This is a genomic window from Nannocystis sp. RBIL2, from assembly GCF_026626745.1.
Classification (GTDB): Bacteria; Myxococcota_A; Polyangia; order Nannocystales; family Nannocystaceae; genus Nannocystis.
Genome location: NZ_JAPNJW010000001.1, coordinates 767,143 through 792,352 on the forward strand (window position 1 = coordinate 767,143; position 25,210 = coordinate 792,352).

22 protein-coding genes are annotated in these 25,210 nt (G+C 70.8%); 16 read left to right on the forward strand and 6 right to left on the reverse strand.

Features of this window, described 5'->3' with window-relative positions:
• The first annotated feature begins 4 nt into the window (after positions 1 to 4).
• From OV090_RS03060 to OV090_RS03125, 14 genes are all read left to right on the forward strand, one after another.
• Positions 5 to 1,486 carry a polysaccharide pyruvyl transferase family protein gene (locus OV090_RS03060; protein ID WP_267701947.1) on the forward strand — a complete coding sequence of 494 codons (1,482 nt, stop codon included), beginning with the start codon at positions 5 to 7 and terminating at the stop codon, positions 1,484 to 1,486.
• Positions 1,483 to 3,117 carry an AMP-binding protein gene (locus OV090_RS03065; protein WP_267701948.1) on the forward strand — a complete coding sequence of 545 codons (1,635 nt, stop codon included), beginning with the start codon at positions 1,483 to 1,485 and terminating at the stop codon, positions 3,115 to 3,117. Before OV090_RS03060 ends, OV090_RS03065 begins: the two co-directional genes overlap by 4 nt.
• Positions 3,114 to 3,887, forward strand: a complete 774-nt coding sequence (locus OV090_RS03070) for an enoyl-CoA hydratase/isomerase family protein (RefSeq protein WP_267701949.1) — start codon at positions 3,114 to 3,116, stop codon at positions 3,885 to 3,887. The genes OV090_RS03065 and OV090_RS03070 overlap by 4 nt, the downstream gene beginning before the upstream one ends.
• Positions 3,884 to 4,117, forward strand: a complete 234-nt coding sequence (locus OV090_RS03075) for an acyl carrier protein (RefSeq protein WP_267701950.1) — start codon at positions 3,884 to 3,886, stop codon at positions 4,115 to 4,117. The genes OV090_RS03070 and OV090_RS03075 overlap by 4 nt, the downstream gene beginning before the upstream one ends.
• Positions 4,118 to 5,833: an AMP-binding protein gene (locus OV090_RS03080; protein ID WP_267701951.1), complete on the forward strand. Its 1,716-nt coding sequence runs from the start codon at positions 4,118 to 4,120 to the stop codon at positions 5,831 to 5,833.
• A 77-nt stretch (positions 5,834 to 5,910) separates the two neighbouring features.
• Complete coding sequence (locus tag OV090_RS03085) at positions 5,911 to 6,819, forward strand: diacylglycerol kinase family protein (RefSeq protein WP_267701952.1); 909 nt, start codon at positions 5,911 to 5,913, stop codon at positions 6,817 to 6,819.
• Positions 6,820 to 6,823: 4 nt separating this feature from the next.
• Positions 6,824 to 7,618: a lysophospholipid acyltransferase family protein gene (locus OV090_RS03090; RefSeq protein WP_267701953.1), complete on the forward strand. Its 795-nt coding sequence runs from the start codon at positions 6,824 to 6,826 to the stop codon at positions 7,616 to 7,618.
• Between the two features lie 443 nt (positions 7,619 to 8,061).
• The gene (locus OV090_RS03095; protein ID WP_267701954.1) at positions 8,062 to 8,967 is read left to right on the forward strand and encodes an ADYC domain-containing protein; all 906 of its coding nucleotides are present in this window, start codon (positions 8,062 to 8,064) and stop codon (positions 8,965 to 8,967) included.
• Positions 8,968 to 9,039: 72 nt separating this feature from the next.
• Complete coding sequence (locus OV090_RS03100) at positions 9,040 to 9,480, forward strand: hypothetical protein (protein WP_267701955.1); 441 nt, start codon at positions 9,040 to 9,042, stop codon at positions 9,478 to 9,480.
• 177 nt (positions 9,481 to 9,657) lie between these two features.
• Positions 9,658 to 10,656, forward strand: coding sequence for a right-handed parallel beta-helix repeat-containing protein (locus OV090_RS03105; RefSeq protein WP_267701956.1), 999 nt, complete (start codon positions 9,658 to 9,660; stop codon positions 10,654 to 10,656).
• A 40-nt stretch (positions 10,657 to 10,696) separates the two neighbouring features.
• The gene (locus OV090_RS03110; protein WP_267701957.1) at positions 10,697 to 13,084 is read left to right on the forward strand and encodes a DUF4157 domain-containing protein; all 2,388 of its coding nucleotides are present in this window, start codon (positions 10,697 to 10,699) and stop codon (positions 13,082 to 13,084) included.
• Entirely contained in the window at positions 13,081 to 13,350 is a 270-nt protein-coding gene (locus OV090_RS03115; RefSeq protein WP_267701958.1) for a hypothetical protein, read from the forward strand. Before OV090_RS03110 ends, OV090_RS03115 begins: the two co-directional genes overlap by 4 nt.
• Positions 13,351 to 13,403: 53 nt before the next feature.
• Entirely contained in the window at positions 13,404 to 13,673 is a 270-nt protein-coding gene (locus tag OV090_RS03120; protein ID WP_267701959.1) for a hypothetical protein, read from the forward strand.
• A 149-nt stretch (positions 13,674 to 13,822) separates the two neighbouring features.
• Positions 13,823 to 14,092, forward strand: a complete 270-nt coding sequence (locus OV090_RS03125) for a hypothetical protein (protein WP_267701960.1) — start codon at positions 13,823 to 13,825, stop codon at positions 14,090 to 14,092.
• A 7-nt stretch (positions 14,093 to 14,099) separates the two neighbouring features.
• Here the strand turns inward: OV090_RS03125 and OV090_RS03130 are convergent, their stop codons facing one another.
• From OV090_RS03130 to OV090_RS03155, 6 genes are all read right to left on the reverse strand, one after another.
• A complete protein-coding gene (locus tag OV090_RS03130; protein ID WP_267701961.1) occupies positions 14,100 to 15,389 on the reverse strand; it encodes a DUF4388 domain-containing protein in 1,290 nt (429 codons plus the stop codon).
• 201 nt (positions 15,390 to 15,590) lie between these two features.
• Positions 15,591 to 17,045 carry an SGNH/GDSL hydrolase family protein gene (locus OV090_RS03135; protein WP_267701962.1) on the reverse strand — a complete coding sequence of 485 codons (1,455 nt, stop codon included), beginning with the start codon at positions 17,043 to 17,045 and terminating at the stop codon, positions 15,591 to 15,593.
• Positions 17,046 to 17,457: 412 nt separating this feature from the next.
• Positions 17,458 to 18,825 carry a hypothetical protein gene (locus tag OV090_RS03140; protein ID WP_267701963.1) on the reverse strand — a complete coding sequence of 456 codons (1,368 nt, stop codon included), beginning with the start codon at positions 18,823 to 18,825 and terminating at the stop codon, positions 17,458 to 17,460.
• A gap of 6 nt (positions 18,826 to 18,831) precedes the next feature.
• On the reverse strand, positions 18,832 to 19,818 hold the full coding sequence (locus OV090_RS03145; RefSeq protein ID WP_267701964.1) for a hypothetical protein: 987 nt from the start codon (positions 19,816 to 19,818) through the stop codon (positions 18,832 to 18,834).
• Between the two features lie 15 nt (positions 19,819 to 19,833).
• Positions 19,834 to 20,943 (reverse strand): substrate-binding domain-containing protein, encoded by a 1,110-nt coding sequence (locus OV090_RS03150; protein WP_267701965.1) that lies wholly within the window; start codon positions 20,941 to 20,943, stop codon positions 19,834 to 19,836.
• Between the two features lie 435 nt (positions 20,944 to 21,378).
• Entirely contained in the window at positions 21,379 to 21,666 is a 288-nt protein-coding gene (locus OV090_RS03155; protein WP_267701966.1) for a YciI-like protein, read from the reverse strand.
• Positions 21,667 to 22,231: 565 nt separating this feature from the next.
• Between OV090_RS03155 and OV090_RS03160 the strand changes: the two genes are divergently transcribed.
• Complete coding sequence (locus OV090_RS03160) at positions 22,232 to 22,765, forward strand: Rid family hydrolase (protein WP_267701967.1); 534 nt, start codon at positions 22,232 to 22,234, stop codon at positions 22,763 to 22,765.
• Positions 22,766 to 22,935: 170 nt separating this feature from the next.
• Positions 22,936 to 25,035: a hypothetical protein gene (locus tag OV090_RS03165; protein WP_267701968.1), complete on the forward strand. Its 2,100-nt coding sequence runs from the start codon at positions 22,936 to 22,938 to the stop codon at positions 25,033 to 25,035.
• Positions 25,036 to 25,210 lie beyond the last annotated feature (175 nt).

A 25,210-nucleotide genomic window follows, 5' to 3' on the forward strand; every position in this document is an offset into this window, starting at 1 on the left:
GAACATGTCCAAGAGCGCACCCGTCAAGAAGACCACCAGCAAGATCTGGGACAAGGTCAAGGACGTCGTCGACCCCGACCGCGCCCTCCAGGCCACCGTCGCCGCCGCCATCGAGGGCGTCGCCGTCCGCAACGTCCTCGGCATGGCGCCCGAGACGTGGAAGCCGGGCAAGCCGCTCAAGCTGCTGCTGGCCGGCTACGTCGGCACGCGCAACACCGGCGCCGACGTCCGCGTCGAGGAGATGATCCGCCAGCTGCGCCACGTCGTCGGCGACGACCAGCTCGAGCTGACGATCATGACCGTCGATCCCAAGTTGACGCGCGGCTACTTCCGCGCCGTCCACCAGATCGAGCTGCCGGCGGTGTTCCCCAAGTTCATCGCCACCGAGTGCCCGAAGCACCACGGCGTCATCGCTTGCGAGGGCTCGATGTTCAAGTCGAAGTTCTCGAGCGCGCTGACCTGCTTCATGGCCGGCGCCCTCGGGCTCGCCAACGCCGAGAACAAGGTCAGCGTCGGCTACGGCGCCGAGGCCGGCAACATGACCCCGGCGCTCCGCGACTTCGTGCGCGACGCCTGCAAGAAGTCGCTCGTCATCTGCCGCAACGAGCCCTCGCGCAAGGTCCTCGGCGAGCTCGGCATCCGCACCACCTCTGGGGCCGACACCGCCTGGACCTTCGACCCCGCTCCGCTGTCCAGGGGCGCCCAGCTGCTGCGCGACGCCGGCTGGGACGGCCGCCAGAAGGTCCTCGTCGTCTGCCCGATCAACCCGTTCTGGTGGCCGGTCAAGCCCGACCTGCTCAAGTACGCCGCCTACAAGCTCGGCGGGCAGTACAAGCACGAGCACTACAGCGCCTTCTACTTCCACCACCACAGCGAAGCGTCCGACAAGAAGTACAACGCGTACATCCAGGCCCTGGCCGACGGTGTCAACGCGTTCGCCGCGGAGCGCGAGTTCTTCACCATCCTCGTCGGCATGGAGCAGCTCGACCGCCACGCCTGCGAGGACCTGCAGCCGCGCCTCGATCGCGGCGGCGCGCTGTTCGTCAGCGACGAGCACGACATGTACGACCTCGTCAGCGTGCTGCGTAACTGCAGCATGATGATTAGTTCGCGCTTCCACGCGATCGTCACCTCGATGCCCGGCCTCGTGCCCTCCGCCGGCGTCACCATGGACGAGCGGATCCGCAACCTCATGAACGATCGCGGCCACCCGGACATGTTCTTCGAGGTCGACGAGGAGGGCCTCGGCGACAAGCTGCTGCACACCCTGCGCCGCCTGTGGCGCGACGCCGAGGGCATCAGCGCCGACATCGCCCGCGCCGTCCCGGCCCAGCTGAAGCTCATGGGTCAGATGGGCATCGACTTCATGGACGAGGTCGTCCGCGTCTACCCCGAGTTCCCGCGCCGCGACCTCCCGCGCACCTGGGAAGCCCACCTGCCGCCGCTGCCCGCCAACGTGCAGCGCCTGCTGGAGCGCCACGCATGAGCGACAACTTCCTCGAAGTCATCCACGCGGCGGTCCAGAAGACCCGCGAGGATCAGCTCCTCATCGAGCTCCACGGCAAGGAGCGCCGGCCGACCTCGGCCGCGCAGCTGCTGCACCTCGTGGCCCACGCGCGCGGCTTCCTGCGCAGCCGCGGCGTCAAGCCGGGCGACCGCGTCGCCCTGCTCGCGCCCAACTCGGCCCGCTGGGTCGCCGCCGACCTCGCCATCCTGTTCGAGGGCGCGATCGTCGTCCCGCTCTACAGCCGCCAGGATCCGAAGGAGCTGGCGGTCATGGTCCGCGACTGCGGCCCGGTGCTCGTCATCGCCGACGGCCCCGAGCTCGCCGCCGGCCTGCGCAATGCGTGGCCCGAGCACTGCCCGATCGAGGACATGCTCGACGTCCTCGCCGGCGAGCCCGTGCACGAGCCGCCGCGCCCGGTCGCGCCGACCGACCCGGTCACCATCATCTACACCTCCGGCACCAGCGGCGAGCCCAAGGGCGTCGTCCTCACCCGCGCCAACGTCGACTACATGCTGCCGCAGACCCGCGGCAGCGTCGACCGCATCACCGGCGGCAAGCGGGCCGACAAGGTGTTCCACTTCCTGCCGTTCTGCTTCGCCGGCTCGCGCGTCATGCTGTGGACGCAGCTGTACCGCGGCAACCCGCTGCTGCTGTCGACCGACCTGCAGAACCTCGTCGCCGAGATGGGCGCCGCCGACCCGCACTACTACCTCAACGTGCCGGCGGTGCTCGAGCGGATCAAGAACGGCGTCGGCAAGAAGATCGGCGAGCGCGGCGGCATCGCCCTCGCCCTCTACCACCGCGGCCAGGCCGCCTTCCGCGCCGTGCGCGAGGGCAAGGCTGGCCTTTTGGACAGGCTCACTCTGGCCGCCGCCAAGAAGCTGGTCTTCAGCAAGATCAAGCAGCAGATCGGCCCCAGCCTCGAGTTCCTGATCTGCGGCTCGGCGGCGCTGGCCGAGGAGACGCAGTGGTGGTTCGAGCTGGTCGGCGTGCAGGTCTACCAGGTCTACGGCCTGACCGAGACCACCGCGATCGTCACCATGGACATCCCCGGCGGCGTGCGCCCCGGCTACGTCGGCCACGCGATCCAGGGCTGCGAGATCAAGATCTCCGACGAGGGTGAGCTGCTGGTGCGCGGCCCGGGCATCTTCGCCGGCTACTGGGGCCGCGAGCAGGCCACCGCCGAGGCGATCAAGGACGGCTGGTTCCACACCGGCGACCAGGGCGACCTCGACGCCACCGGCAACGTCCGCATCATCGGCCGCGTCAAGAACATCCTCGTCCCCGAGTCGGGCCACAACATCGCCCCTGAGCCGATCGAGGAGAAGTTCTTGGCCGCCTGCCCCAAGGCCGAGCAGTGCATGCTGGTCGGCCACGCGCGGCCGTTCCTCGGCATCATCGTCCCCGGCGACGTGCCCAAGGACGCCATCGACGCCGCGCTCGAGATCGTCAACGCCAGCGTCCCGCACTACAAGAAGGTCCGCGCCTTCATCCGCGTCGCCGAGCCGTTCACGATCGAGAACGGCCTCCTCACCGCCAACCAGAAGCTGCGCCGCCGCGCCGTCGAGCAGCGCTACCGCGCCGAGATCGACAAGGCCTACGCGTCATGATCGACTGGACCTACAGCGAAGGCGTGTACGAGCTGACCCTCGCCACGCCGCCGTGCAACGAGATCGGCACGGCCATGCTCGCCGATCTGCGCCGCTTCCTCGACCAGATCGATCGTGACGCGCACACCCTGATCCTGCGCAGCGGCCTGCGCCAGGGCTTCTGCGCCGGCGCCGACCTGCGCGAGCTCTACCGCGGCCTGAGCGACGCGCCGAAGGATCAGCACGGGCCGCAGATCCGCCAGTTCATCGACGCCATCCACGGCGTCATGGACGACCTCGACATGCTGCCGCTGACCACCGTCGGCGTCGTCCACGGCGTCTGCTTCGGCGGCGGCTTCGAGCTCGCCCTCACCTGCGACGTCCTGATCGCCGAGAAGACCGCGCGCTTCTGCTTCCCCGAGCTGCGCCTCGGCATCATCCCCGGCTTCGGCGGCATCCCGCGGCTGCGCCGCGACGTCGGCAACGGCCTCATCCGCGACCTCCTGCTCAGCGGCCGCAGCATCAACGCCAAGAAGGCGCTGGCGGCCGGCCTCGTCAGCCAGGTCCTCGCCAGCGGCGAAGGCATCACCGCCGCGCGCGCGCTCGCGGCCCAGACCGCCAAGTTCGACAAGACCGCGCGCGAGGCCGCCAAGGCCTTCATCAAGAAGCTCCCGAAGGACGAGCTGCTCGCCGAGCGCGAGCTGTTCGTCCGCCTCGCCGAGGGCCCGGCGCTGCTGGCCGCCCTCAAGCGCTTCGTCGAGTCCACCGACCTGAGACCGTACCTGCCATGAGCACCTCCCTCGACACCCTCATCCGTCTCGCCGCCAAGCGCTTCGGCGCCGACCCGGCCCAGCTCCGCGCCGAGGACGACCTGTTCGAGCGCCTCGGCATCGACAGCTTCCAGGCCGTCGAGCTCATCTCGGACGTCGAGGACGAGTTCGACGTCGAGCTGCCCGACTACGAGCTCCAGGGGATCAAGACCTTCGCCGCCCTGGCGCAGAAGATCGACGCGAGGCGCTAGATGCTCGACCTGGGAAAGCTGTCCTGCCTCGGCGAGGCGCTGCGTGACGCCACCATCACGTACAAGAGCCGGACCGCGCTGATCGAGGCCGATCGCCACCGCGAGAACTCGCGGCACACCTTCGCCGAGCTGCGGGCCGCGGCCGAGCGGTTCGCCGGCGCCGTCCAGGCCCACGGCTTCGGCCCCGGCGATCGCTGCGCGATCGTCATGCAGAACCAGTCGAAGTGGTTGATCGGCGCCACCGGGGCGCTGTGGGCCGGCGCCGTGCTGGTCCCGATCGACTACAAGCTGACCGCGCCCGAGCAGCACGCCCTGCTCGCCCACTGCCGCCCGCGCGTCGTCCTCGCCGAATGGCCGGCGTGGGACAAGCTGCAGCGCGAAGATCCCTCGATCTTCGAGCGCACCCTCGTCATCGTCACCGAGGCCCCCGAGGGCGCCGGCATCGGCCGCGCCGTGCGCTGGGAGGACCTGCCCCAAGGAGCAGGTTTCACCTACCACGCCCGCGCCCGCGAGGACGTCGCCTGCATCGTCTACTCCTCGGGCACCGGCGGCGCCGCCAAAGGCTGCCAGCTCACCCACGCCAACTACCTCGCCCAGGCCGAGACCCTCGGCAACCTCTACCCGCTGAGCGAGGGCGATCGTTACTTCTCGATCCTCCCGACCAACCACGCCATCGACTTCATGTGCGGCTTCTTGCTCGCGCTGATGATGGGCGGCGCGGTCGTCCACCAGCGCACCCTGCGGCCGGCCTACCTGGCCAGCACCATGAAGCGCTACGGCATCACCCACATGGCGCTGGTGCCCACGATCCTCAAGACCCTCGAGAAGAAGATCAAAGAGAAGATCGCCGAGCTACCGAAGTGGCAGCGGCTCGTGCTAGGCGGCCTGATGGACCTCAACGAGTACGCCACCCGCCAGGCGCCCGACCACCGGCTCAGCAAGACCCTGCTCGCCCCGATCCACGAGTACTTCGGCGGCAAGCTGCGGCTCATGTTCTGCGGCGGCGCCTTCGTCGACCGCACGAGCGCCGAGTACTTCAACCGCCTCGGCCTGCCGGTCGCCATCGGCTACGGCCTCACCGAGGCCGGCACCGTCCTCACCGTCAACGACCTCAAGCCGTTCCGCGGCGACAGCGTCGGCAAGGCGGTCGAGGGCACCGAGCTCGAGCTGCGCGACGTCAACGACGCCGGCGTCGGCGAGGTGTGGGTGCGCGGGCCCACCGTCATGCTCGGCTACCTCGACGCGCCCGAGCTGACCCGCGAGGCGATCGTCGACGGCTGGCTGCGCACCGGCGACCTCGGCAGCATCGACGCCGCCGGGCACCTCAAGCTGTTCGGTCGCACCAAGAACATGATCGTCACCGAGGGCGGCAAGAACGTCTACCCCGAGGACATCGAGGCCGCCTTCGGCGACATCGACGACTGCGAGGAGTTCTGCGTGTTCGCGGCCAACTTCATCTGGCCGACCGGCAAGATGACCGACGAGCAGCTCATCGTCGTCGTGCGGCCCAAGTCGGGCCTCGACGAGGCCGGCCGCGCCGCCCTCATCGACGCCTTCCGCAGGCGCAACCTCCGGCTCGCCGACTACAAGCGGATCTCCGCCTACGTGCTGTGGGACCGCGAATTCCCGCGCACCGCCTCGCAGAAGATCAAGCGCGACCCGCTCGCCCGCGAGCTCAAGCCGCTCGGCCGCGACGGCGCCCTGCGGGAGCTGTGAACCGCCGCGGCCCCACCGCCCCCGCTCCGCGGCCATCCGCCCCTCCACGGCCCTTCGGGGCCTGATAGCATGCCCGCATGCAAGATCCGGCCACCCTCCTCGCAGTCGTCAACCCAGCCGCCGGCGGCGGCGTGTGCGGCAAGCGGGCGCCCGCGGTCGTCGACCGGCTGCGGCAGTCGGGCATCAAAGTCGACGTCGTCGAGACGCGCGCCGCCGGTCAGGCCACCGAGCTCGCGCGCGAGGCCGTCGCGGCCGGCCGGCGCCACTTCATCGCCGTCGGCGGCGACGGCACCAGCTACGAGCTGATCAACGGCATCTTCTCCGGCGCGCTGCCGGAGGGCGAGCGCCCGTCGCTCGGCATGCTGCCCCTCGGGACAGGTAACTCCTTCCTGCGCGACTTCACCGATCAGGGGGCCGAGTACGCGATCGAGGCGATCATCGCCGGCAAGACCCGGCCGTGCGACCTCGTCCGTTGCACGCACACCCGCGGCGTCCTGCACTTCATCAACATCTTCAGCATCGGCTTTGTCGCCGACGTCGGCGCCACCCGCAACCGCAACTTCTCGGCGCTGGGCGAGTTCGGCTACACGCTGAGCACCGTGCTGCGGGTGGCCGCGCTGCGGCCCTACACCTTCCCGATGCAGATCGACGGTCACCCCGAGGACCGCGAGCCGCTGACCTTCCTCTCGTTCAACAACAGCCGCTTCACCGGCGGCAAGATGATGATGGCGCCCGACGCCAACACGCGCGACGGCCTGCTCGACATCATCCGGGTCGGTCGCCTCGGCCGCGTCGGCCTGCTGCGCACCTTCCCCAAGATCTTCAGCGGCACGCACGTGCAGCACCCGGCCGTGCGCTGCTACCAGGCCCCCGGCCTCGACCTCCGCCTCGCCGAGGACATCGACGTCATGGTCGACGGCGAGATGATCAAGATAAACCCGCGCCGGCTGGAGGTCGTCCCCGGCGCGCTCGACGTCCGGACGTGATGTAATGGTGTTCAAGATCCTCAAGAAGGCAGCTCAGGTCGTCTACTCGGCCGCGGTGTGGACCGTCTCGTTCGCGTGGATGGGCGCCGTCGCCGTCACGTGGGCCGCGGTGTCGACGGTGGTCCCGTCGCGCAAGACCCACAACTACATCGGCGGGCCCGGCATGGGCGCGGTCCTCAAGATCACCCTGTCGCAGGTCGAGGTCATCTACGACCCCGACTTCGACCCCGAGCGGCGCGGCGTGTTCATGATGAATCACGTCAACCTGCTCGACGCGCACGCCGCCTGCGCCTCGATCCCGCACGCCTTCTGCGGCCTGATGAACGCCTGGCAGTTCAAGATCCCGATGTACGGCTGGATCATGAAGCTGGCCGACGGCATCCCGGTGCCGGACGGCAAGAACCGCTACCGCGCCATCGCCGAGGCCGCGCGCGACCGGGCCAAGAAGGGCATCTCGATCCTCGCCTTCCCGGAGGCCCACCGCACGCTCGACGGCAAGGTCGCCGAGTTCAAGCGCGGCGTGTTCTGGATGGCCCGCATCGCCGGCCTCCCGGTCATTCCGCTGGCCACGCACGGCATGTACGATCTGATGCACAAGGGCTCGTACCTGCTCACCCCGACCAAGATCACGATCTATGTCGGCGCCCCGATCGAGACGAAGGGCCTGTCCGACGCCGAGCTGGCGGAGGTCATGGAGCGCGCCCACAAGATCATCGCCGACTTCGCGGAGCGCGGCATCGTGCCCGGCCGCGCCGCGCCGATCCCCTCCGACGCCACGCCGATCGCCTCCGGCGCCTGATCGCCCGGGTCGGCGATCGGTGTCGGGTGAATCCTCCGTCTGCAAGTCGCGGCGGCGGAGATGTGGGACCCGGGTCATCGCGGCAGTGTGACGGCCATCGCCCGCGTCACACTGCCGCGATTTCCTTTCGAGTTCCGGCCACGCGCGCGATGCCGCCGCGTGGCATTGCTCGTTCCCGTCCCGGGTGTGTGTGACGGACGTACGAACCGTGGAGCCATCGAACGGGCCGCACACGGAGACGGCTGGGTTCGCCCGTCCGCAAGGATTTCGGTCACCTTGCGCGTCCGAAGGACCTCGATCATGCCGAGAGGTCAGGAGAAGATGGGACCATGACTCGAGGGATTTGGCTGGCACTGGTCGGTTCGGTTGTGGCCTGTGATGTCGTCGATAACGACGTTCAAACGGCGGTTACGCTGCGAAGCGACGTCGGTAACGGACTCGAGTTGAACTCCGCCGTGATGAACGGTCAGCAGTTCAACGGCATGCGCATGAACGGGATCAACCTCAACGGCATGCGCATGAACGGTTGGACCATCAACGGGATCAACCTCAACGGTATCAACCTCAACGGCAGCAGCTTCTCCGCCACCATGGTGGTCGACGGCACTCCGGTTCAGGTGAGCGGCGACGACCTCATCGGCTCGCTGCTCAGCCTCGAGGCCGGCACCGACACCTACGTCCTGCGCTTCGACGACATCTTCCTCGACCCGGCCGACCCGACCGGCGACGTGTGGTTCTACGACATCGCGGTGCAGGACGTGGGGGCCGGCACCTGGTCCAGCCTCTGCTACGACCACAACGGCCAGCCGACCCAGGCGATCGCCATCGGCAACTGGTGGGACGGCGTCACCGGCGACCGCAACGACGACGCCAGCGTCGTCACCTTCGCCTGCCGCGACGCCGTGCTGGCCAAGTGCGTCGAGTGGGGTTATCGCCCGTGGGCCACCGTCGGCGGCGTCTCGCTCGCCGATCACCACCAGGCGTGCACCCGGCTGGCCCGCGCCGACTACTGCGGCGACGGCACCCCCCACACCTTCAACGGCACGCCGATCGACGTGTTCGACGGGCTCAGCCCGGCGATCCAGGGCCCGGCCACGCTGACCATGCAGAACTGGGGCATCGAGGCCGAGTGGGGCCCGGACGGCGCCGTCTGTGTCGGCGACCAGCGGCGCCTCAAGATGCTCGACGACGCCGGCGTCCCCTACGAGTTCCCGACCTGCCTCGACGCCATCGACGACATCAGCACCTGCGGCGACTTCGACAGCGGCCGCGGCGGCCTTTTGGCCGATCGCTACTGCGACAAGTGGCAGTCCGACCCGGGCTCCTGCGACGGCTCCCAGCCCGAGTGAGACGCACGCCTCCGGGAACCTGGCCATTCGGCCAGGTTCCCCGCCTGACCGCCTCCCGTGGTATGGAGGCGCATGAGCTGGATCCGGATCGGTGACACCACCTGGACCTTTCGCAACGCCTCGCTCGAGCTCTACCATTGCGAGGGCCCCGAGGCCGACTGGAACCTCGCGCTGGACCACGCCGGCGCGACGCTGTGGCTGGCCGGCACCGTCGTCCCCGGGCCGCGCTCGCCCGAGGCGCTGATCGGCGCCGAGGTCTCGGTCGACCTGCGCTCGCTCGACGAGGTCGCCGGCGCCCTGCTCGGCCGCGCCGTCACCCTCTTCCCGCACGGCCAGGACGTGAATGCGCTCGGCTTTCGCCTGGCCGCCTCGCCCGGCGGAGTGCGCCTGGCCGCCTCTGCCCGCTGCGACTGGGACCGCTACCTCGGCACCTTCGACCACGGCCAGCCGGTCGACCTCGAGCTCGACATCGACGCCGCCGTCGTCGCGCTGCACCCCGGAAACATGCCCTGAGGGGCATGCTCGATCGCGCAGGTCTTGTTCGACATGTCCTCTCGGACATGTGCTTTGCGACAGCGCTGCGGTGAGGCCGCCCGGGGTCTGCCGGCGGCACGGGCGGGCACGCGCTGCCCGGCTGCGGGTTGACGCCCCGCCCCGCCCCGTCGAAGATGCCGCGTGGAGGGCGGGCCGATGCGGAGCTTCCGGTGGTGCACGAGCGTGGCGCTGGTGACGGCTTGCGGAGGCGCGCCCGCGCCGGCAGAGACCGAGGGAGCGACGGCGGCCACGAGCAGCACGACCGACGACGCCACCACGGCGACCGCGGACGGCCCGACCTCGACCGCCACCACCACCGGGGACGGCACCACGACCACGACCTCCGGGACCACCGCGGCGCCCACCACCGGCGAGCCCACCACGGCCGATACCGCCGACCCCACGAGCACGAGCACCGGCGAGCCGCTGGGCCCGTGCGACGGCCCCCGCCCCGGCCCCGACAACACGGGGGTGCCCCAAGGTGTGCGCCTCGTGCCGAGCGGCTCCATCACCGTCGACGAGGACGGCGCAGTGGTCGAGGGCCTCGACATCGACGGCACGATCACCGTGCTGGCCGACGACGTCACGATCCGCCACGTACGGATCCGCACCGACGACTACTACCCGATCCGCTACTTCGACGAGGACAACGTCGGCCTCGTGGTCGAGGACAGCGAGATCGAGGGCCTGTCCGGCAACGCGACCGCGGCGATCTCGTTCGCCAACTACACCGCGCGCCGGCTGAACATCCACGGCACTGCCGACGGCTTCAAGGCCGACAGCGACGTCCTGATCGAGGACTGCTGGGTCCACGACCTGTCCAACGGGCCAGACGAGCACAACGACGGTGTGCAGTCGACCGGCGGCGCCGGCGTCACCCTGCGCCACAACGACATCTCCGGGGCCAGCAACGCCGCAGTGCAGACCGGCGACCTCAATGGCGCCACCATCGACCTCACTCTGGAGTGCAACTGGTTCGACGGCGGCGGCTGGACCCTCAACATCCGCGGCACCGGCGAGACCGTGCCGATGGGCACCAAGATCCTGCACAACCGCTTCGGCCGCGGCCACGGCTACGGCCCGTGGACCCTCGACGACCCGGACCCGATCATCGAGGGCAACGTCTACGACGACGACGACTCGCCGATCCCGTGAATCGCCGGCTGTGCATAGTTCGGCGCTGCATCCATGCAGCATGTCTGCCGCCGACTGTGAACATTCGATGGAACATACCCGGCGAGCACGGACGACGTGGCCGGCCTCGCGGCTCAGGCCCCCGGCCGCCCGGCCGCCCGGCCGCCCGCCGGAATGCGCCTTGCGCCAGCCTTGCGCCGCCTCTACCCTGGCAGAGGTAGCGGTAATATCGCTGAGAGCGTCGATCATGGCGACATTTCTTCCGTTGATGCGTCCCCGTCCTGCTCCGGCCCGTGCTGCGAATCGTGACCGCGGCGGCGAACGACCGCGGCCGCAGCGAGGCTCGCCCGCCCCGCTGTTCGCCCCCGGCGTACGTTCGCCCCTCGAAGCCGAAGCGGATCGAATCGCCGCTCGCGTCGCCGCGGAGCCCGCACCGCTCGCGCGAGCGAACACCGATGCATCTTTCGCGGCACCCGCGAGAGCGTCGGTCGCGGCCGCTGCGCCCGCCGCCGACCTCGCGCCGCGACTGTCCCCCCTGGCCGCGTCGCCGGCACGCGCCGCGCACCGGCCGACGGCGCTGCCCGATCCGCCGTCCGGGTTCACCGCTCAGCTCCGTCAGGTCCCGGGGCGCCCGCTGGAGCCGGCGCTCCTCCGCCGGATGGAGGCGCAGTTCTCCGCCGATTTCTCGGGCGTTCGAATCCACGACGGATCACGCGCTCACCATCTGGCCGACCAGCTCGGCGCACGGGCGTTCACGCGCGGCGCGGACATCTTTTTCAACCGCGGTCAGTTTCGGCCCGCCGATCCGTCAGGCACGCGATTGATCGCGCACGAACTGACGCACACCATTCAGCAAGGCCGCTCGCCGGCCGCGATCGCCCCCCGCCCCGACGCGCCGCTCCCACGATTCGGGCCCCCCGCTCCCGTGCGGCCTTTCATTCAGCGCGACCCACTCGCGCTTTCGGGCAGCCTCTCCGACGAGCTCAAGCGCGCCAGCAACCTCACCCCGCCGATCGTCGCCGGTGACTTCGTCAGCTTCGCCGTGCCGGTCGCGGGGAATCAGAAGATCGCGCTCCAGTTCGCCGAGAAGGGCACCCTCCTGCGCTTCAAGTCGACGCGAGATCCGGCGCCGCCGCTCGAGACGCCGATCCCGCTGGTACCGGACTTTCAGCCGGCCGTCGTCCGCCGCGACGACGGGCTCCTCGTCATTCGCTTGAACCCGGCCGGCGCCGAGGTCCAGGTGCAATACGCAGCAGGGTCCACGATCGTCAGCACCGACGCGATCGACCCCGAGCGGCCGTTCGGAGCGGTGCAAATGGGCCGTGAATTCTCCCGACCGTACCTCGGAGCGAAGATCACGCATCCCGGCGGGACGGAGAATTATTTCTTCGAGGACACGAGCCTGCCGGCCGAGGCGATCGCCAAGCCCACCTGGCAGCCCTTCATCCGCCAGGGGAAGATCGCCTATCGCGCCGCCTCCGGCCCCTACGCAGGCCGCGTCGTCGAGGTCGATGAATCGGATCGCAGCGCGGCAAAAAGCTTCGCGGGCGGCGCAGAGTCGGCCGCCAAATTCTCCGCCGAGCTGGCGCTCGGGGCCATCCCCTACGTCGGCCCGTTGCTGCTCGTGGGCCAGGCCGCGGCGGGCCGGACGCTCTGGGGCGAGCGCCTGTCCCCCGCGGGACGCGTCGTGCTCGGCCTGTTCGCTCTCCTGGGTCCGGCGTTGCGGCTGGCCAAGGCGACGCCCGAGGCCGAGCTGCAGCTGGCACGGCAGGAGGCGGCTGCCCGTGGGATCTCCGAACGCGAGGCGCTGCGGCTGCTCCGCGGGATGCGGGCGCTATCCGAGGAGCAGAGGGCCTTCATCCGCGAGGCCGAGGCCCGGATCCGGGGCGGTCAGGCGCTCACGGCCGCCGAGGCGTCCCAGCTCGCGCGACTCATGAATCAGATGGGCGCAAAGACCGACCTCATCTTCAGCGCGGCGAACGACATCGAGCTCATCTGGCAGTCCCGACGGTATTGGGGCAAGACGGAGGGCTCGGCCTACGGCGCGCGCATCCCGGTGACGACCGCGCTCGAGCGCTTCAAGGCGATGATCGACGAGAAGCAGGGCATGCTGGTGTTTCAGGGCGACGCCGCCAAGCTGTTCCACGCCCACGAGGTCGAGGGCGGCTACAGCGCCATGAAGCGCCTCCTCGGCCAGCACAAGGCGGGCTTCGGCGACCTCATCCTCGACGACGTCGTCAAGGAGGGCAACACTCTCATCGTCACCCGCGCACACCTGGCCACGGCCGCCGAGAAGCTGCACGCGGGCCAGACCACCTCGTGGGCGGCGACGAAGCTGTGGGGCCGCCGCTTGGTCCTCGACCCCCTGTTCGCCGCGGCCGGTGTCGGCGGCGCCTCCGTCGCCGTCTATTTCTTGTACTCTTTCCTCCGCGAGGCGAACGAAGAATGACGGCAGATAACGACCGCTGGATCGACGCGCTCGACTACCACGTCCTGTTCCTCTTCTTCATACTCGTCCCGATCGCCTTTTGGGTGTTCCCCTCCCCGTGGTTCCTCGCGCTGTTCGTCCTGCCGCAGGGGATGGTCCTTTCGCGCACGTACGACGCGCGTCGCCATCGCTGGCCGGCGCTGGCCACGTTCGTCGTCAACACCATGCTCGTCGGCCTCGCCGCGGCCGCCTATCTGGGCCTGCGAGCGTCCTACGCCCAGGCCTGACGCGCGGCTCACTTGTCGAGGCGGAACATCCTCAACCGCGAGGCGAACGAAGCATGACGGCAGGCAGCGACCGCTGGATCAACGGACTCGACTACCACGTCCTGTTCGTCCTCTTCGCGCTCGTCCCGATCGCCTTTTGGGTGTTCCCCTCCCCGTGGTTCCTCGCGCTGTTCGTCATACCGCAGGTGCTGGTCCTCTCACGCACGTACGACGAGCGTCGCCATCGTCGGCGCGCGGTTGCCACGGTCGTCGTCAACACGGTGCTGGTCGGCCTCGCCGCGGCCGTCTATCTCGGCCTGCGAGCGTCCTACGCCCAGGCCTGACGCGCGGCTCACTTGTTGAGGCGGAGCACCCCCGACTGGCTCGCGGGGCGCAGCTTGGCCAGCAGCGGCTCGACCTCGCGGGTCAGCGGGTGTCGACGTCCCAGCCGCAGTCTATTTCTCGTACTCTTTCATCCGCGAGACGAAGAAGCATGACGGCAGGCTGCGACCGCTGGATCAACGGGCTCGACTACCACGTCCTGTTCGTCCTCTTCATGCTCGTCCCGATCGCCTTTTGGGTGTTCCCCTCCCCATGGTTCCTCGCGCTGTTCGTCATGCCGCAGGGGATGGTCCTCACGCGCACGTACGACGCGCGTCGCCATCGTCGGCGCGCGATCGCCAGGTTCCTCGTCAACACGGTGCTCGTCGGCCTCGCCGCCGCCGTCTATCTCGGCCTGCGAGCGTCCCACGCCCAGGCCTGACGCGGGCTCACTTGTTGAGGCGGAACATCCCCGACTGGCTCGCGGGGCGCAGCTTGGCCAGCAGGGGCTCGACCTCGCGGCTCAGGGCCTGCTCGTCGGCCTTGCCGATCGACGCGCCGCACGACAGCAGGGCGAACGCCACGTAGTCGTACATCATCTCGCGGACCAGCACCTCGGGCTCGCCGCCGAGGGTGCGGCAGGTCTGGTTCGCGTTGCCGTCGATCATCTGCCCGTTGAAGCCGCCGTGCTCGAACGGACCTGCCCCGCGGAACAGGTCGTCGTAGGACCCGCGGGCGAACCCGGCCATCGCGTTGCGGAACACGGTGCCGCGGCCGGCCATGTCGGCGCGCTGGTGGATCGCCCGCAGCGCGGTGTTGGCCAGCTCGACCGCCTCGGCCGCCCCGCCGCGCAGCCGCGGCGGCAGGATGATCACGTGCTGCGACTGCGTCAGCTGGAACAGCATCTCCGTGACCTGGAACTCGCCGAGCCCGGTCGAGCGGCCGAGCGCCTCGACGCTCTGGGTCCCGTCGATCGCGTTCCACAGCGGCATCACCTCGTTGCCCGGGGCCAGCGCGCCCGGCCGCTTCTTCGGGATGTACTGCGACGACGGGATCCACGGGCGGAAGTAGCGGATGCCGTCGAGGCGCACGATCAGGTGCATCAGCAACGACGTCGCGCTGTGGACCTGGCGGAACGGCAGGCGCGAGTCCTCGTAGCCGTCGAGGAACGCGTACAGGCCGTCGTCCGCCATCAGCACCGAGAACACGACCTCCTCGACCTGGCGGCCGAGCAGGCTCAGCACCTGCTCCTCGGTGAGGGCGCCCATCGCCACCGCGGCCACGCCGAACCGCTCGCCGGTCTTGCGGGCCCGGATCAGCACGTCGCCGAGGACCTCCTCGTGGACCACTCCGAAGCGGTAGGCGATGTTGCCGAGCAGCTCGTCGCCCGCGTCCGACTGCACGCCGACGATCGAGCCGTGTTCGAAGAACAGGCTGCGCGAGTGCTCCGAGTCCTGCACCACCAGCTCGCCGCGCCAGCCGACCTGCGCCAGCAGGGCGATCACGTCGGCCATCGCGCCCGGCCCCGTGATCTCGCCGGCGATCCGGACCACCGCGCCGTCCTCCCGGTCGCGCCGGCCGTCGGCGCCGACGTAGCGCATGAACACCAGGTGCCGCGGGGACGGCATGATCCGGAACGCGCCTTCGCGGGTGCGCATCCGCTGCGTGGCGACCTCGCCCAGCGGATGCGCCGCCCCCGTCCCGTCGATCCAGACCAGCTCGTCCTGCGCGTGCTTCATGGGGTTCGGGGCCGCACTGTAACACCTGTCCGTCCCGTTCTCACCCTGGCGCACGCGGCCCCCGGCCCGGGCGGGCTCGCCCGAGCGCGCGGGCCGTGCCGCTGCGCATGAACTTTGGCGCCTGCTCTTTGGGTCAGCCGACCCCAGTCCTGCACTAGCGCCCTCGGGCGGCCACGCAGGCGCCCCGGAGCGGGATCGCGCTCAGACCTCGGGCAGCACCACGAGCCCGAACTCGCCGGGCGTCGCGGTCCCGAGCGTGTCGACCACGATGTAGTACGTGCCCGGCTGCAGCGGCCCCTCGAGCTCGCGGTCGGCTCGCTTCACGCACGTGCCCGCGTCGGTCAGCGTCAGCAAGTGGAGGTCGACGTCGACCGTGCCCTGGTCGAACACCAGCGCGCGGATCTTGGTCGGCTCGGCGATGGTCAGCTCGTAGACGAACTCGGGCCCGTCCTCGCCCATCGACATGCAGGCGCCGGCGTAGGCGTCGATTTCGTCGCTGAGGCTGTCCGCGGTGCTGCGCATGTCGGCGAACGGCAGGCCCGGGATCACGATCGGCTCGGCGAGCGTGCCGGCGCCCAGCAGCGTCGGCGCCGACGCGTCGGGCGGCGCGGCGCCGTCGACCACCACCGGCTTGACGCGCGCGAGCGCCTCGAGGGTCGCGAGGTTGCGGCGGTTGTAGCCGCTGGTGGTGCCGGCGAAGCCGAACGCGCACGGGGCCGGCGTGACCATGTCGCCGCCGAGCGCGACGCTGAGGTCGATGCCGTCGGCCGCGAGCCCGAAGCCCGGCAGGCCGGCGAGGACGAGGTTGAGGTCGATCAGCGGGATCTTGCGGCCCTGCGCGAGCGCGCGGACGAAGGCGTTGTAGCGCGGCACGTAGACCTCGATGCCGGCCGGCATCGCCCGCGTCGGCATGGTCGACAGGATCGGGATGGTGCCGCCGGCGATCAGCGCGTCGACCACTGCAGTGAGGTTGTCGGCGAACGTGAACACGCCGTCGGGCGGCGGCACCTCGAGCTCGGCGGTGCCGAGCAGCACCAGCGCGAAGCGAGGGCTGATCTCGGTCACCTCGTTGGCGAGCGGCGACGGCATCCCGGCCAGCACGTCGGCCCCGCCCCACCCGGCCATCGCCGCCAGGCTGACGCGGCTGAACGACGTCGCGCCCATGCCCGCCGCGGTCGCGTTGAAGAAGTCGACGGTCGGCTGCAGCTCCGCCGGCAGCTCCATGACCTGCATGGCGTCGGCGAGGCAGTGCATGAAGTTGGTGCTGGCGGTGCTCGAGCCGCCGACCTTGGCGAACACGCCGTCGGTCTTGGTCCCCTTGGCCTTGATCGCGGCCAGCGACGCGGCGACATCGGCGGTGAGCGGCGAGTGGACCTCGTCGAACGGGTAGTACTCGCCGAGCACGGTGGGCTCGCCGGTGGTGGTGGTCGCGGTGTCGTCGGTCTCCGAGCTCAGGGTCTCGCTGTCGCTCGTGGTGGTGGTCGTCGTCCCGCCCGTCTCGGTCGTCGTCCCCGAGGTGGTGGTCGGCTCGGTCGACGTCGGCATCGCCGTGGCCGCGGTCGTGCCGAGGGTCCCGCTGGTGTCGCCGTCGAGCGGCGCTCCCTGTGCGCACCCGACCGCCAGCGCGGCGACCGGTCCGATAATCCATCGCGTCATGGCCCGGCAGGGTACACCATGTCGGCCGCGTAACGCGCCGCGCCGCGCCGCCCCGAAAGGCCCGGGAGCGCGCCTGGGCGAGTCCCGCGGCCTGTTCGGCGAACGCAGGTGCGCGCGTCCGTGGGCCGCCGGGAGGCGCCCCGGAGCGCCCGCTCGGGCGTCCCCGCGCGTCTTCGCAACCGCGGCACAACCTGTCCTCCCGGACATCCCCGCATCAGGGCCGCACGGACGCCGCGCTTGCAGGCGGAGTCCCGCCGAGCGCGGCTCATCTCAGGGTCCGTGGCGCGACAATTGCCTCACCCATGCACTTTCAGACATGCTTTGAAGGCCATGTCGCCGAGAGGCGGCCCCGTGCAGACATGTCTCTTCGGACATCCTGCGCCCGAGCTCGGGACATGTCCCTTCGGACACGTCAATCGCCGCGCCCGGCGCGGCCGAGGAAGAAGCCGGCGATGCCTCCCGTCACGCCCCACGAGGTCGCACGCGGGATCTCGGGGATCGCGGTCTCCAGCCGCTGCCAGTTCACCGCCGCGAACACGCGCAGGTGCTGCAGCAGGACCCAGTTCACGCCGGCCGACGTCGCAGTGATGCCGTTGCCGACCACGTCGCGGGCGCCGACGCGGAAGCGCTCGAAGCGGGCCGACAGCTCGACCGCGCTGTCGCGCACGCGGCGGCTCGCCAGCCGCGGCAGCAGCGTCGCCGGGTCCTTGTCCTGGCCCGTCACCACCGCGCCGACCTGGGCGTAGCCGCCGGCGCCGATCAGCTGGGGCAGCGGGTCGCCGGGCGTGAACGGGTCGCCGTCGGTGTCGCGCTCGCGCGAGTCGTAGGTGTAGAAGAACTCGCCGCGGGCCGAGAGGAAGCGCCAGAACAGCCCGCCGCCGGCGGTGAAGCGGCGCGAGGCGCCCGTGCTCGGCAGGCCGTGGAAGAAGTCGAAGGCGAACGCGGTGGTCACCGTCGGCGTGAAGCCATGGGTCTTGTGGTAGGCGAACACCGACGCCACCAGCAGGAGCTGCGGGCCGCGCTGCAGGAACGCCAGCGGGCTCAGCTGCACCTTGCCGGCGAACGCGATCTTGGTGTTGTTGGCCTCGCGGTTCTGGCCGATGCCGGAGAACACCGCGGCGGTGACCTCGGCCCAGCGCCAGAAGTCGTAGGCCACCTCGAGCCCGACCTGTCGCCCGGGCGTGGCCGCCAGCATCGACAGCGGCGCGCGCGGCAGCTCGTCGACCAAATCGGGCGCGTTGAAGCGCAGGCCGAACGGCGCCTTGAACTGGCCGGCGCGCAGCCGCAGCCGCGGCGCCGCGGCCCAGGAGATGAACGCGTCGAACAGCTGCGGCCCCTTGGCCTGCGCCGCCTCGATCGTCACGAACGCAGTGACCGGCCCGATCTGGACCCCGCCGCCGATCCGCGCCCCCGCCAGGCTGATGTTGCTGTAGCCCTCGCGCAGCGCCGAGTACCAGGTCGCGTCGGTGCGGATCCACCCGTACGGGAAGAACTGGAACCGCTCGCGCAGCGGCGGCCTGGATGTCCCCGCGGGCATGTCCTTCGAGACATCCCGAGCTGGGGCGCCCGCCGGCGCCACCGGACCTGCGCCGGCGCCGCCCGTCCCCTGACCCGCGTCTGACGTGGTCTTGACGACAGGCTCCAAAGGACCTGTCGCTTCGGGCATGTCCTCTCGACCACGATCGGCGCCCTCGCGGCTCTCGGGCACCGGGACGCTGGTGATCTCGTCGGCCGGCGCGGCCCACAGCGCCGCGCCGAGGATGAAGGTCGTCGGGTCCACGGGCGGTCAACAGGCCGGCATGACCACGATCTGCTGGGAATCGCGGGCGGACACGAAGATCCGGCTGACGCCGTCAAAGGCGATCCCGCGCGGCTCCCAGTCGCCCTCCGCGACCGTCGAGATCGCCCCGTCCCCGGTCACGCGGTAGACGCGGCCAGTGCTGTTGGCGGTGTCGTACGACAGCACCAGCAGGGCCCCGTCGGGCGTCGTCTCCATCAGGTCGAGCGACTCGAACTCGTCCGACACCAGAGTCAACGCCGGCGCCGCGGCCTTCAGATCGAGTTTGAACAATTGCCGCTGGGACTGGTCGCCGACGAACAGAGTGTCGCCGAGCACCGCGATCCCGACCGGCTTGCTGAGACCGCCGACGATCATCGTCTCGACGCCGGCGACCGGGTCGACGCTGGCGATCCAGCCGGTGTACACGTCGTCGGCGTCGCGCGAGTAGGTGGCCACGTAGAGCAGCCCGCGCGCGTCGTCGTAGTCGAGGCCGACGCGCCGCCACTCGTCGTTGACGCCCGCGAGCGCCTCCGCCGTGCCGCCTGGCCCGACACGGAAGATCGCCCCCAGTCCGGGCATCCCGAAGCCGAAGCGCGGCAGGTAGAGCGTGCCGTCGGCGGCGAAGTCGAGGTCGCCGAGGCCGTCGGAGCCGGGATCGCCGGAGGGGTTCGGGATCTCCGCGAACACCTCGATCGCTCCGTCCTCGTCGCGCACCAGCACGCGGTTGTCGTCGTCGTCGGCGATGTACAGCCGCTGCTCGTCGGCGCGGTAGTAGAGCCCGTTGGGCTCGGCCTGCACGTCGATGCGGTACGTCGGGAACGTTTCGCACTGCGCCGGCGCATCAGTCGTCCCGTCTGTCGTCGGCGCGTCGGCGGTCGCCTCGCTCGCGGTCCCGGTCGCGTCCGTGCCCGTCTCGCTGTCGGTCGCAGTCGTCGCGGCCTGCGGCACACAGGCCGCCAGCGCCGCAGTCATCGTCCACACGCGTGTCTTCATGAGCTGCTCCAAAGGTCAGGCGGCGTCGAGCTCCGCCACGCGGTCGCCGCAGCCGCGCACGTCGTAGCCGAGCGACGACAGCTCGCGGCGGAACCCCGCCGAGGTCATCGCGTCGAGGAATCGTTCCAGCCGCGGATCGGCCAGCAGGGCCCGCGGGATCGCCAGGTCGTAGCGCTCCTCGGCCAGCGGCACGAACTCGAGGCCGAACGCGATCGCGGCGTCTCGCGTGGCCACGCCGACCTCGCCCGCCCCGCTGGCGATCGCCTGCGCCACCTCGAGGTGACCGCTCGCCCGCACCGGCGCCGCCCCGGCCAGCGCCGCCGACAGGCCCGCGCGCACCAGCTCGCGCTCGAGCAGCCGCCGCGAGCCCGAGCCGGTCTCGCGCGCGACCAGCCGCAGGCCGCGGCGCCCGAGGTCGGCCGCGCCGCGGATCTTCCGCGGGTTGCCGGGCGCCAGCAGCAGCCCCGCCTCCCACCGCGCGAGGGTGATCAGCACGATCGCCCCCGCGGCATGCTTGCGGACGTCGGGCACGTTGGCCTCGCCGGTGCGCCCGTCGATCAGATGCACCCCGGCCACGTGCGTGTGCTCGGCCGCCAACGCCGCCAGCGCCTGCGTGCTCGAGCGCGGCAGCCACATCACCCGCCCCGCCCCCGCGCGCCCGCTCAGGCGATCGGCCAGCACCCCCAGCGCCGCCGCGCAGCCCATGACGATCAGGTTGTCCTGCGCCTCGGCCCGCGGTCGCACCAGCTCGACCTGGACCCGCCCGCGTCGCTTCGGCGCCTCCGCCACGATCGCGTCGGCCGCCAGCCGCATCGCCTCGCCCACCAGCGGATACGTCACCCAGCGCCCGCCGAGGTGGGCCAGCGCGACCCGCCCCGCCTGCGCGGGCCCGGCCGGCTCGGCCTCGACGCGCAGCTCCGCGTCCGCGAGCGCGAACAGCTCCTCGACCCGGCAATCCAGCGCCCGCGCCAGCCGCAGCGCCACGTCGACCGCGGGGGTCGCCCGCCCGGCCTCGATCGCCCCCACGCTCTGCCGCGACAGGCTCGCCGCCGCCGCCAGCTCGCTCTGCGACAGCCCGCGGGCCTCTCGCACCGCCCGCACCCGGTTCGGCTCGCTTTCGGACATGACGCGTACTCTTTCCATGATGGAAAGCATGCTTGTCAAGCGTCGATCCACCTGCCCAGGAGGCATCCGCCGCTCGCGCACTGCAAAAACGTGCAGCCCCGCCCGCCGCGATCGCTCGCTACATGGCCGAAAGGACATCCATTCACGAACGCCAAGCCGCAGCCTCGCGGGCCGAGACGGCGCACACCCCGAGTACGTCGGCTGTCGCCTCGTTCAATCGACCTGTCCGATGAGACAGGCATCTCCCGCCACGGGCGTCACGGCCCCGGACGCACCTTCGGGCCGGAAGCGAGCCGACTCCTCACGCACCACGCCGGCGACGACGGCGTCTGCAGGGCCGCCGCGTCGTCCCAGGCGTCACATCGACCCGGGCAACCGAGCAGAGCAGCCCAGGCCGCCCGCTCGACGAGCGCCCCTGTCGCTCTCGCCGGGCCTTCAGCCCGCGAAGTCGGCCCCGATCACGACCGTCCAGGGCCTCACGGTCCAGCGGCGGACCAGCCCTTCACGGACGTAAGGATCGGCGTGGGCGAACGCCTCGGCCGCGGACGGGTCGGGGCCGCGGAACACCAGCAGGGCCTCGTCGGCCGGCTCGGCCAGCGCGCCGCCGAGCCGCAGCTCGCCGCGCTCGACGGCCGCGCGGGCCAGCGCCAGGTGTTCGGGCCGCAGCGGCGTACGGCGTTCGAGGTAATCGTCGACGAGTTCGTAGCGGAGCACGAAGTACATCGCCGGCGAGCATATCCGGACGGCCGCGTCCGGGGTCGTGCGGGCCGCGCGAAAGCGCTGGAAAACATGTCTTTATCGGGCCGCGGCCGAGGCCGCCGGACAGGTGACCGTGCGCGGGGTCGACTGCCACCGACGAGGGGCGTCACGACCCACGCGGTGCGACGTCCCCAATTGACATTTGCGCGCTCCCGGATCCGCCGACGAGCACTCGCACTATATACATTGTGAGGCGCGCCCTCGCCCGCGCGATTCGTCGCACGCGGCTGCGGACAGGCGCGGCCCGAGAGTGACCCGCGCGGGCCGGCATCTGCCGCCCCGCGAAACAATGATCATAGGTGAATCCTCGGCTCGCCGACGAATTGCGCCATGAATCCCGGCTTGCGCCCGCAACCACCTGTCAGCGGCCGTGGGTGAAGTGAAGCAAGGTACGCGGCGCTGCCCCAAAGTTGATGCATGCGCATCGACGGCGATTGACACGAGTATCACCGGCCCAGTAACGTGTTCTCGTTGGAGGTGTGGGATGCAGCGGCCAGTATTCATTTCGACGATTCTCCTCGCGCTCTCGATGTCGATCGCGGCGCCTCAAGTAGTATCGGGTAACGGCTGGGGCCACGGTAACGGCAACGGCAACGGCTGGGGTCACGGCAACGGCAACGGCAACGGTAATAACAATAACAATAACGGTAACTTCAAGAAGATCGCGGTGCCGAACCCGGAGGCGCCCGACTTCGGGGCTATCTTCAATTGGGGCCTCAAGCTGCGGAACATCGACGAGCTGTTCCTCATCGCCGGCCACGGCGCGCACGATTCGAACGGGCAGATCATGCACCCCGGCGACGCCGTCGGGCAGACGCAGTACATCCTCGACCACTTCGACGAATACCTCGACGACGCCGGCTACGACCGCAAGGACATCATCCGCATCGAGTTCACGCTGACGACCGACGTCACCGACGGCGAGTTCAACGCGATCCTCGGCCTGTTCGCCGACTACTTCGCCCCGGTGAACATCAAGCCGGCGGCCGGCACCCTGCGAATCGTCGACGCCCTGGCGATCCCGGGCATGCTCGTCGAGTACGAGATCTGGTGCGCCAAATAGCTCGCGCGCTCGCGTGACCCGGCCGCACCGTCCGCATAGTCGCCTGGACGGCGCGGCCGCGACCGTTTTCGAGCGCCTGCGGCTCGCTCGCTCGCAGCCGCGGGTGCGACGAATCGACGGTCCCACGGCGAGGGCTGTTTGCCGCCGAGCGGTCGGCGTATCCTCGGCCGATGCCTCACGCCTTCGCGCGTCCTCGCCTCGGCCTCGGTCTCGCCGTCGTCCTCGCCCTCGCCTGCGGCCGCGGCGGCGCCGGAGCCCCCGACGATCCCACCGATCCCGCGCTGCGGGCGATTCACGCCCGCATGCCGCCGCTCGAGCGCGCGACAGTCGGCCAGGGCCCGGGGTACGTCGCCGGTGGTTTCGTCTACATGGCCTTGAAGCCAGGTGCGATCCAAAAGTACTTGCAGTCGCTGCCGCTCGATCCGGACACCGCCCGCGAGGTCTCCCGCGCCGGCGTCGACCTCGGCTTCGACCCACGCGTCGACGACGTCAGCGCCCGCCTCGGCCTCGACCCCGACGCCTACGTCACAGTCACGATCGCGCGGCCGATCGCCGCCACCATGCCTGGCGTGCGCGAGGCCCTGCAGCGGATCGGCAGCGCGCCGGCGCTGCCGAACCCGTTCCCCGCGGCCGCGACAACGCCGGCAGACGTCGCCCCGTGGCCGTCTCCGCGCCCGGTGCCCCCCCCGCCCCAGCCGCCCCCGCCGAGCCCGCCGCAGCCATACCTCGACTCGGCGCCGATCCAGCCGGTCACGCCGATCTCCGAGCCGTGGAAGCCGCCGCCGCCCGACGCTCCCTCACCTGACCAGGAGGCCATGGCCCGAGGGGCAGGTAGCCTCGCGTTCCATAACCGCGTCCACCTGCCGGCCAAAGATCCCGCCGCGCTGCCGGCCCTGCTGACGCGGATGGTCCACAAGGAGCGGCCGCCGGAGATCGCGACCCTGTGCGGCCAGATCGGCCCGAGCGAGTTCTGCTTCGGCGACGCCGGCGCCCTGCTGGTCGCGCGCAAGGAGGCCGCCGCAGTCGTCCTCGACCTGTTCTTCTTCCCCGCCGGGACCGGCGCGGCGTGGGATCCCGATCGCGTCACCACCGTCACCAGCGGCCTCGCGGCCGCCCCGGCCGAGCTGCCTGTGCTAGCGACCCTGCGCGGCGACTTCGCGGCCTACGCCGACGCCGCCGCCCTGCCCGCGCTGTCCGAGGTCTACGAGATCGCCGACACCGTCCGTGACCTGCGCTGGTACGAGCCCGGGCAGCGGGCGGAGAAAGTCTCGCGCGCGCTCGGGCAGCGGGCCGCGCTCGAGCAGCTGCGCGAGACCCGGCGCCTGTTCTCCGGCATGCGCCTCGAGGCCGCGGTCGATCCCGAGACTGTCCAGATGACCATGTCCTGGGAGCCAGTCGACCCCGCCGCCGCCGACCTGGCCGAAAAGACATTCTCGCGCCCGTCCGCCGGCGTCGGCGTGCCCAGCCTCGCCGGCCTGTGCGACGGCGCCCTGGCGTGCTGGCGCAGCTCCGGCCTGCCCCCGCTGGCCGCGCTCGGCGAGCTGGCGATCGGCCTCTACGGCCGCGACGAGCGGGCCTTCAGCGAAGCGATCGAGAACGCCGGCGACTTCGGTCCGGTCGTCCTCGCGCTCGAGACCTGGCCGAGCGCGCTCGGCATGCTCGAGCGCTGGGGCCGCGAGCAGAAGGGCATGGAGGCCGGCATCATCCGCACCGTGCTCGACATCCTCGGCCGCGTCGAGGGCTTCGGCGGCAGCCTGCGCAGCCTGCAGATCGGCGACCGCGGCGTGCAGACCGACTACGTCGCCTACTCGCGGGTGCAGGGCCAGGACCTCGCCCTGTTCCGCTCGCTCGTCGGCCTGTCGTCGATGCGCTTCTCGCCGGTGACCGTCGCCGGCGTCGACGCCAAGGTCGAGGCGGCCGGGCTCTCCGAGGCCGAGGCCCCGGTGCAGGTCTACCTCGTCACCGACCCTGGCACCGTGCGCCTCGGCGACAAGGACGTCGAGTTCGGCTGGATCGCCGCCGCCGACGGCCAGGACCGCCTCAAGTGGCTGCTCGCCGACGTCGAGCGCGACAAGGAGACGAACCCCGCGTTCTACGGCGAGCTGCCCGACCTGTGGCGCCTGATCGGCAGCTTCGACGACGGCCCGCGCGACGCCGGCTTCTTGCAGTCGTGGCTCACCGACCGCGGCTTCCGCCTCGCCGGCGACGTCGTCGGCGGCCGCGTCCGGCTCGACCTCGAGTTCGCCCGCCGCTCCGCGCCCGCGAATTGACGTCCCTCGATTTGCCGGCCGCACGCGCTGCCGGCCGTGGCGTCGAACTGCCGCCATTGTTCGATCTGCCGTGCGAATCATCGCACTCACTCGGCCTATCGACATTCGTCGCTCTCGCCCGGCGTCTCTGACGAGACCTCGGTCGCGGCGCGATGGAATCGGTCGCGCCACCGAT

Excerpts from the sequence above, each read along its gene's own strand:
- OV090_RS03090 (WP_267701953.1), top strand. The coding sequence starts at position 6,824 with ATGGTGTTCAAGATCCTCAAGAAGGCAGCTCAGGTCGTCTACTCGGCC.
- OV090_RS03120 (WP_267701959.1), top strand. The coding sequence starts at position 13,404 with ATGACGGCAGGCAGCGACCGCTGGATCAACGGACTCGACTACCACGTC.
- OV090_RS03065 (WP_267701948.1), top strand. The coding sequence starts at position 1,483 with ATGAGCGACAACTTCCTCGAAGTCATCCACGCGGCGGTCCAGAAGACC.
- OV090_RS03060 (WP_267701947.1), top strand. The coding sequence starts at position 5 with ATGTCCAAGAGCGCACCCGTCAAGAAGACCACCAGCAAGATCTGGGAC.
- OV090_RS03130 (WP_267701961.1), bottom strand. The coding sequence starts at position 15,389 with ATGAAGCACGCGCAGGACGAGCTGGTCTGGATCGACGGGACGGGGGCG.
- OV090_RS03155 (WP_267701966.1), bottom strand. The coding sequence starts at position 21,666 with ATGTACTTCGTGCTCCGCTACGAACTCGTCGACGATTACCTCGAACGC.
- OV090_RS03115 (WP_267701958.1), top strand. The coding sequence starts at position 13,081 with ATGACGGCAGATAACGACCGCTGGATCGACGCGCTCGACTACCACGTC.
- OV090_RS03075 (WP_267701950.1), top strand. The coding sequence starts at position 3,884 with ATGAGCACCTCCCTCGACACCCTCATCCGTCTCGCCGCCAAGCGCTTC.
- OV090_RS03145 (WP_267701964.1), bottom strand. The coding sequence starts at position 19,818 with ATGAAGACACGCGTGTGGACGATGACTGCGGCGCTGGCGGCCTGTGTG.
- OV090_RS03110 (WP_267701957.1), top strand. The coding sequence starts at position 10,697 with ATGTCTGCCGCCGACTGTGAACATTCGATGGAACATACCCGGCGAGCA.
- OV090_RS03135 (WP_267701962.1), bottom strand. The coding sequence starts at position 17,045 with ATGACGCGATGGATTATCGGACCGGTCGCCGCGCTGGCGGTCGGGTGC.
- OV090_RS03150 (WP_267701965.1), bottom strand. The coding sequence starts at position 20,943 with ATGTCCGAAAGCGAGCCGAACCGGGTGCGGGCGGTGCGAGAGGCCCGC.
- OV090_RS03085 (WP_267701952.1), top strand. The coding sequence starts at position 5,911 with ATGCAAGATCCGGCCACCCTCCTCGCAGTCGTCAACCCAGCCGCCGGC.
- OV090_RS03125 (WP_267701960.1), top strand. The coding sequence starts at position 13,823 with ATGACGGCAGGCTGCGACCGCTGGATCAACGGGCTCGACTACCACGTC.
- OV090_RS03100 (WP_267701955.1), top strand. The coding sequence starts at position 9,040 with ATGAGCTGGATCCGGATCGGTGACACCACCTGGACCTTTCGCAACGCC.
- OV090_RS03070 (WP_267701949.1), top strand. The coding sequence starts at position 3,114 with ATGATCGACTGGACCTACAGCGAAGGCGTGTACGAGCTGACCCTCGCC.
- OV090_RS03160 (WP_267701967.1), top strand. The coding sequence starts at position 22,232 with ATGTCGATCGCGGCGCCTCAAGTAGTATCGGGTAACGGCTGGGGCCAC.
- OV090_RS03105 (WP_267701956.1), top strand. The coding sequence starts at position 9,658 with ATGCGGAGCTTCCGGTGGTGCACGAGCGTGGCGCTGGTGACGGCTTGC.
- OV090_RS03165 (WP_267701968.1), top strand. The coding sequence starts at position 22,936 with ATGCCTCACGCCTTCGCGCGTCCTCGCCTCGGCCTCGGTCTCGCCGTC.
- OV090_RS03080 (WP_267701951.1), top strand. The coding sequence starts at position 4,118 with ATGCTCGACCTGGGAAAGCTGTCCTGCCTCGGCGAGGCGCTGCGTGAC.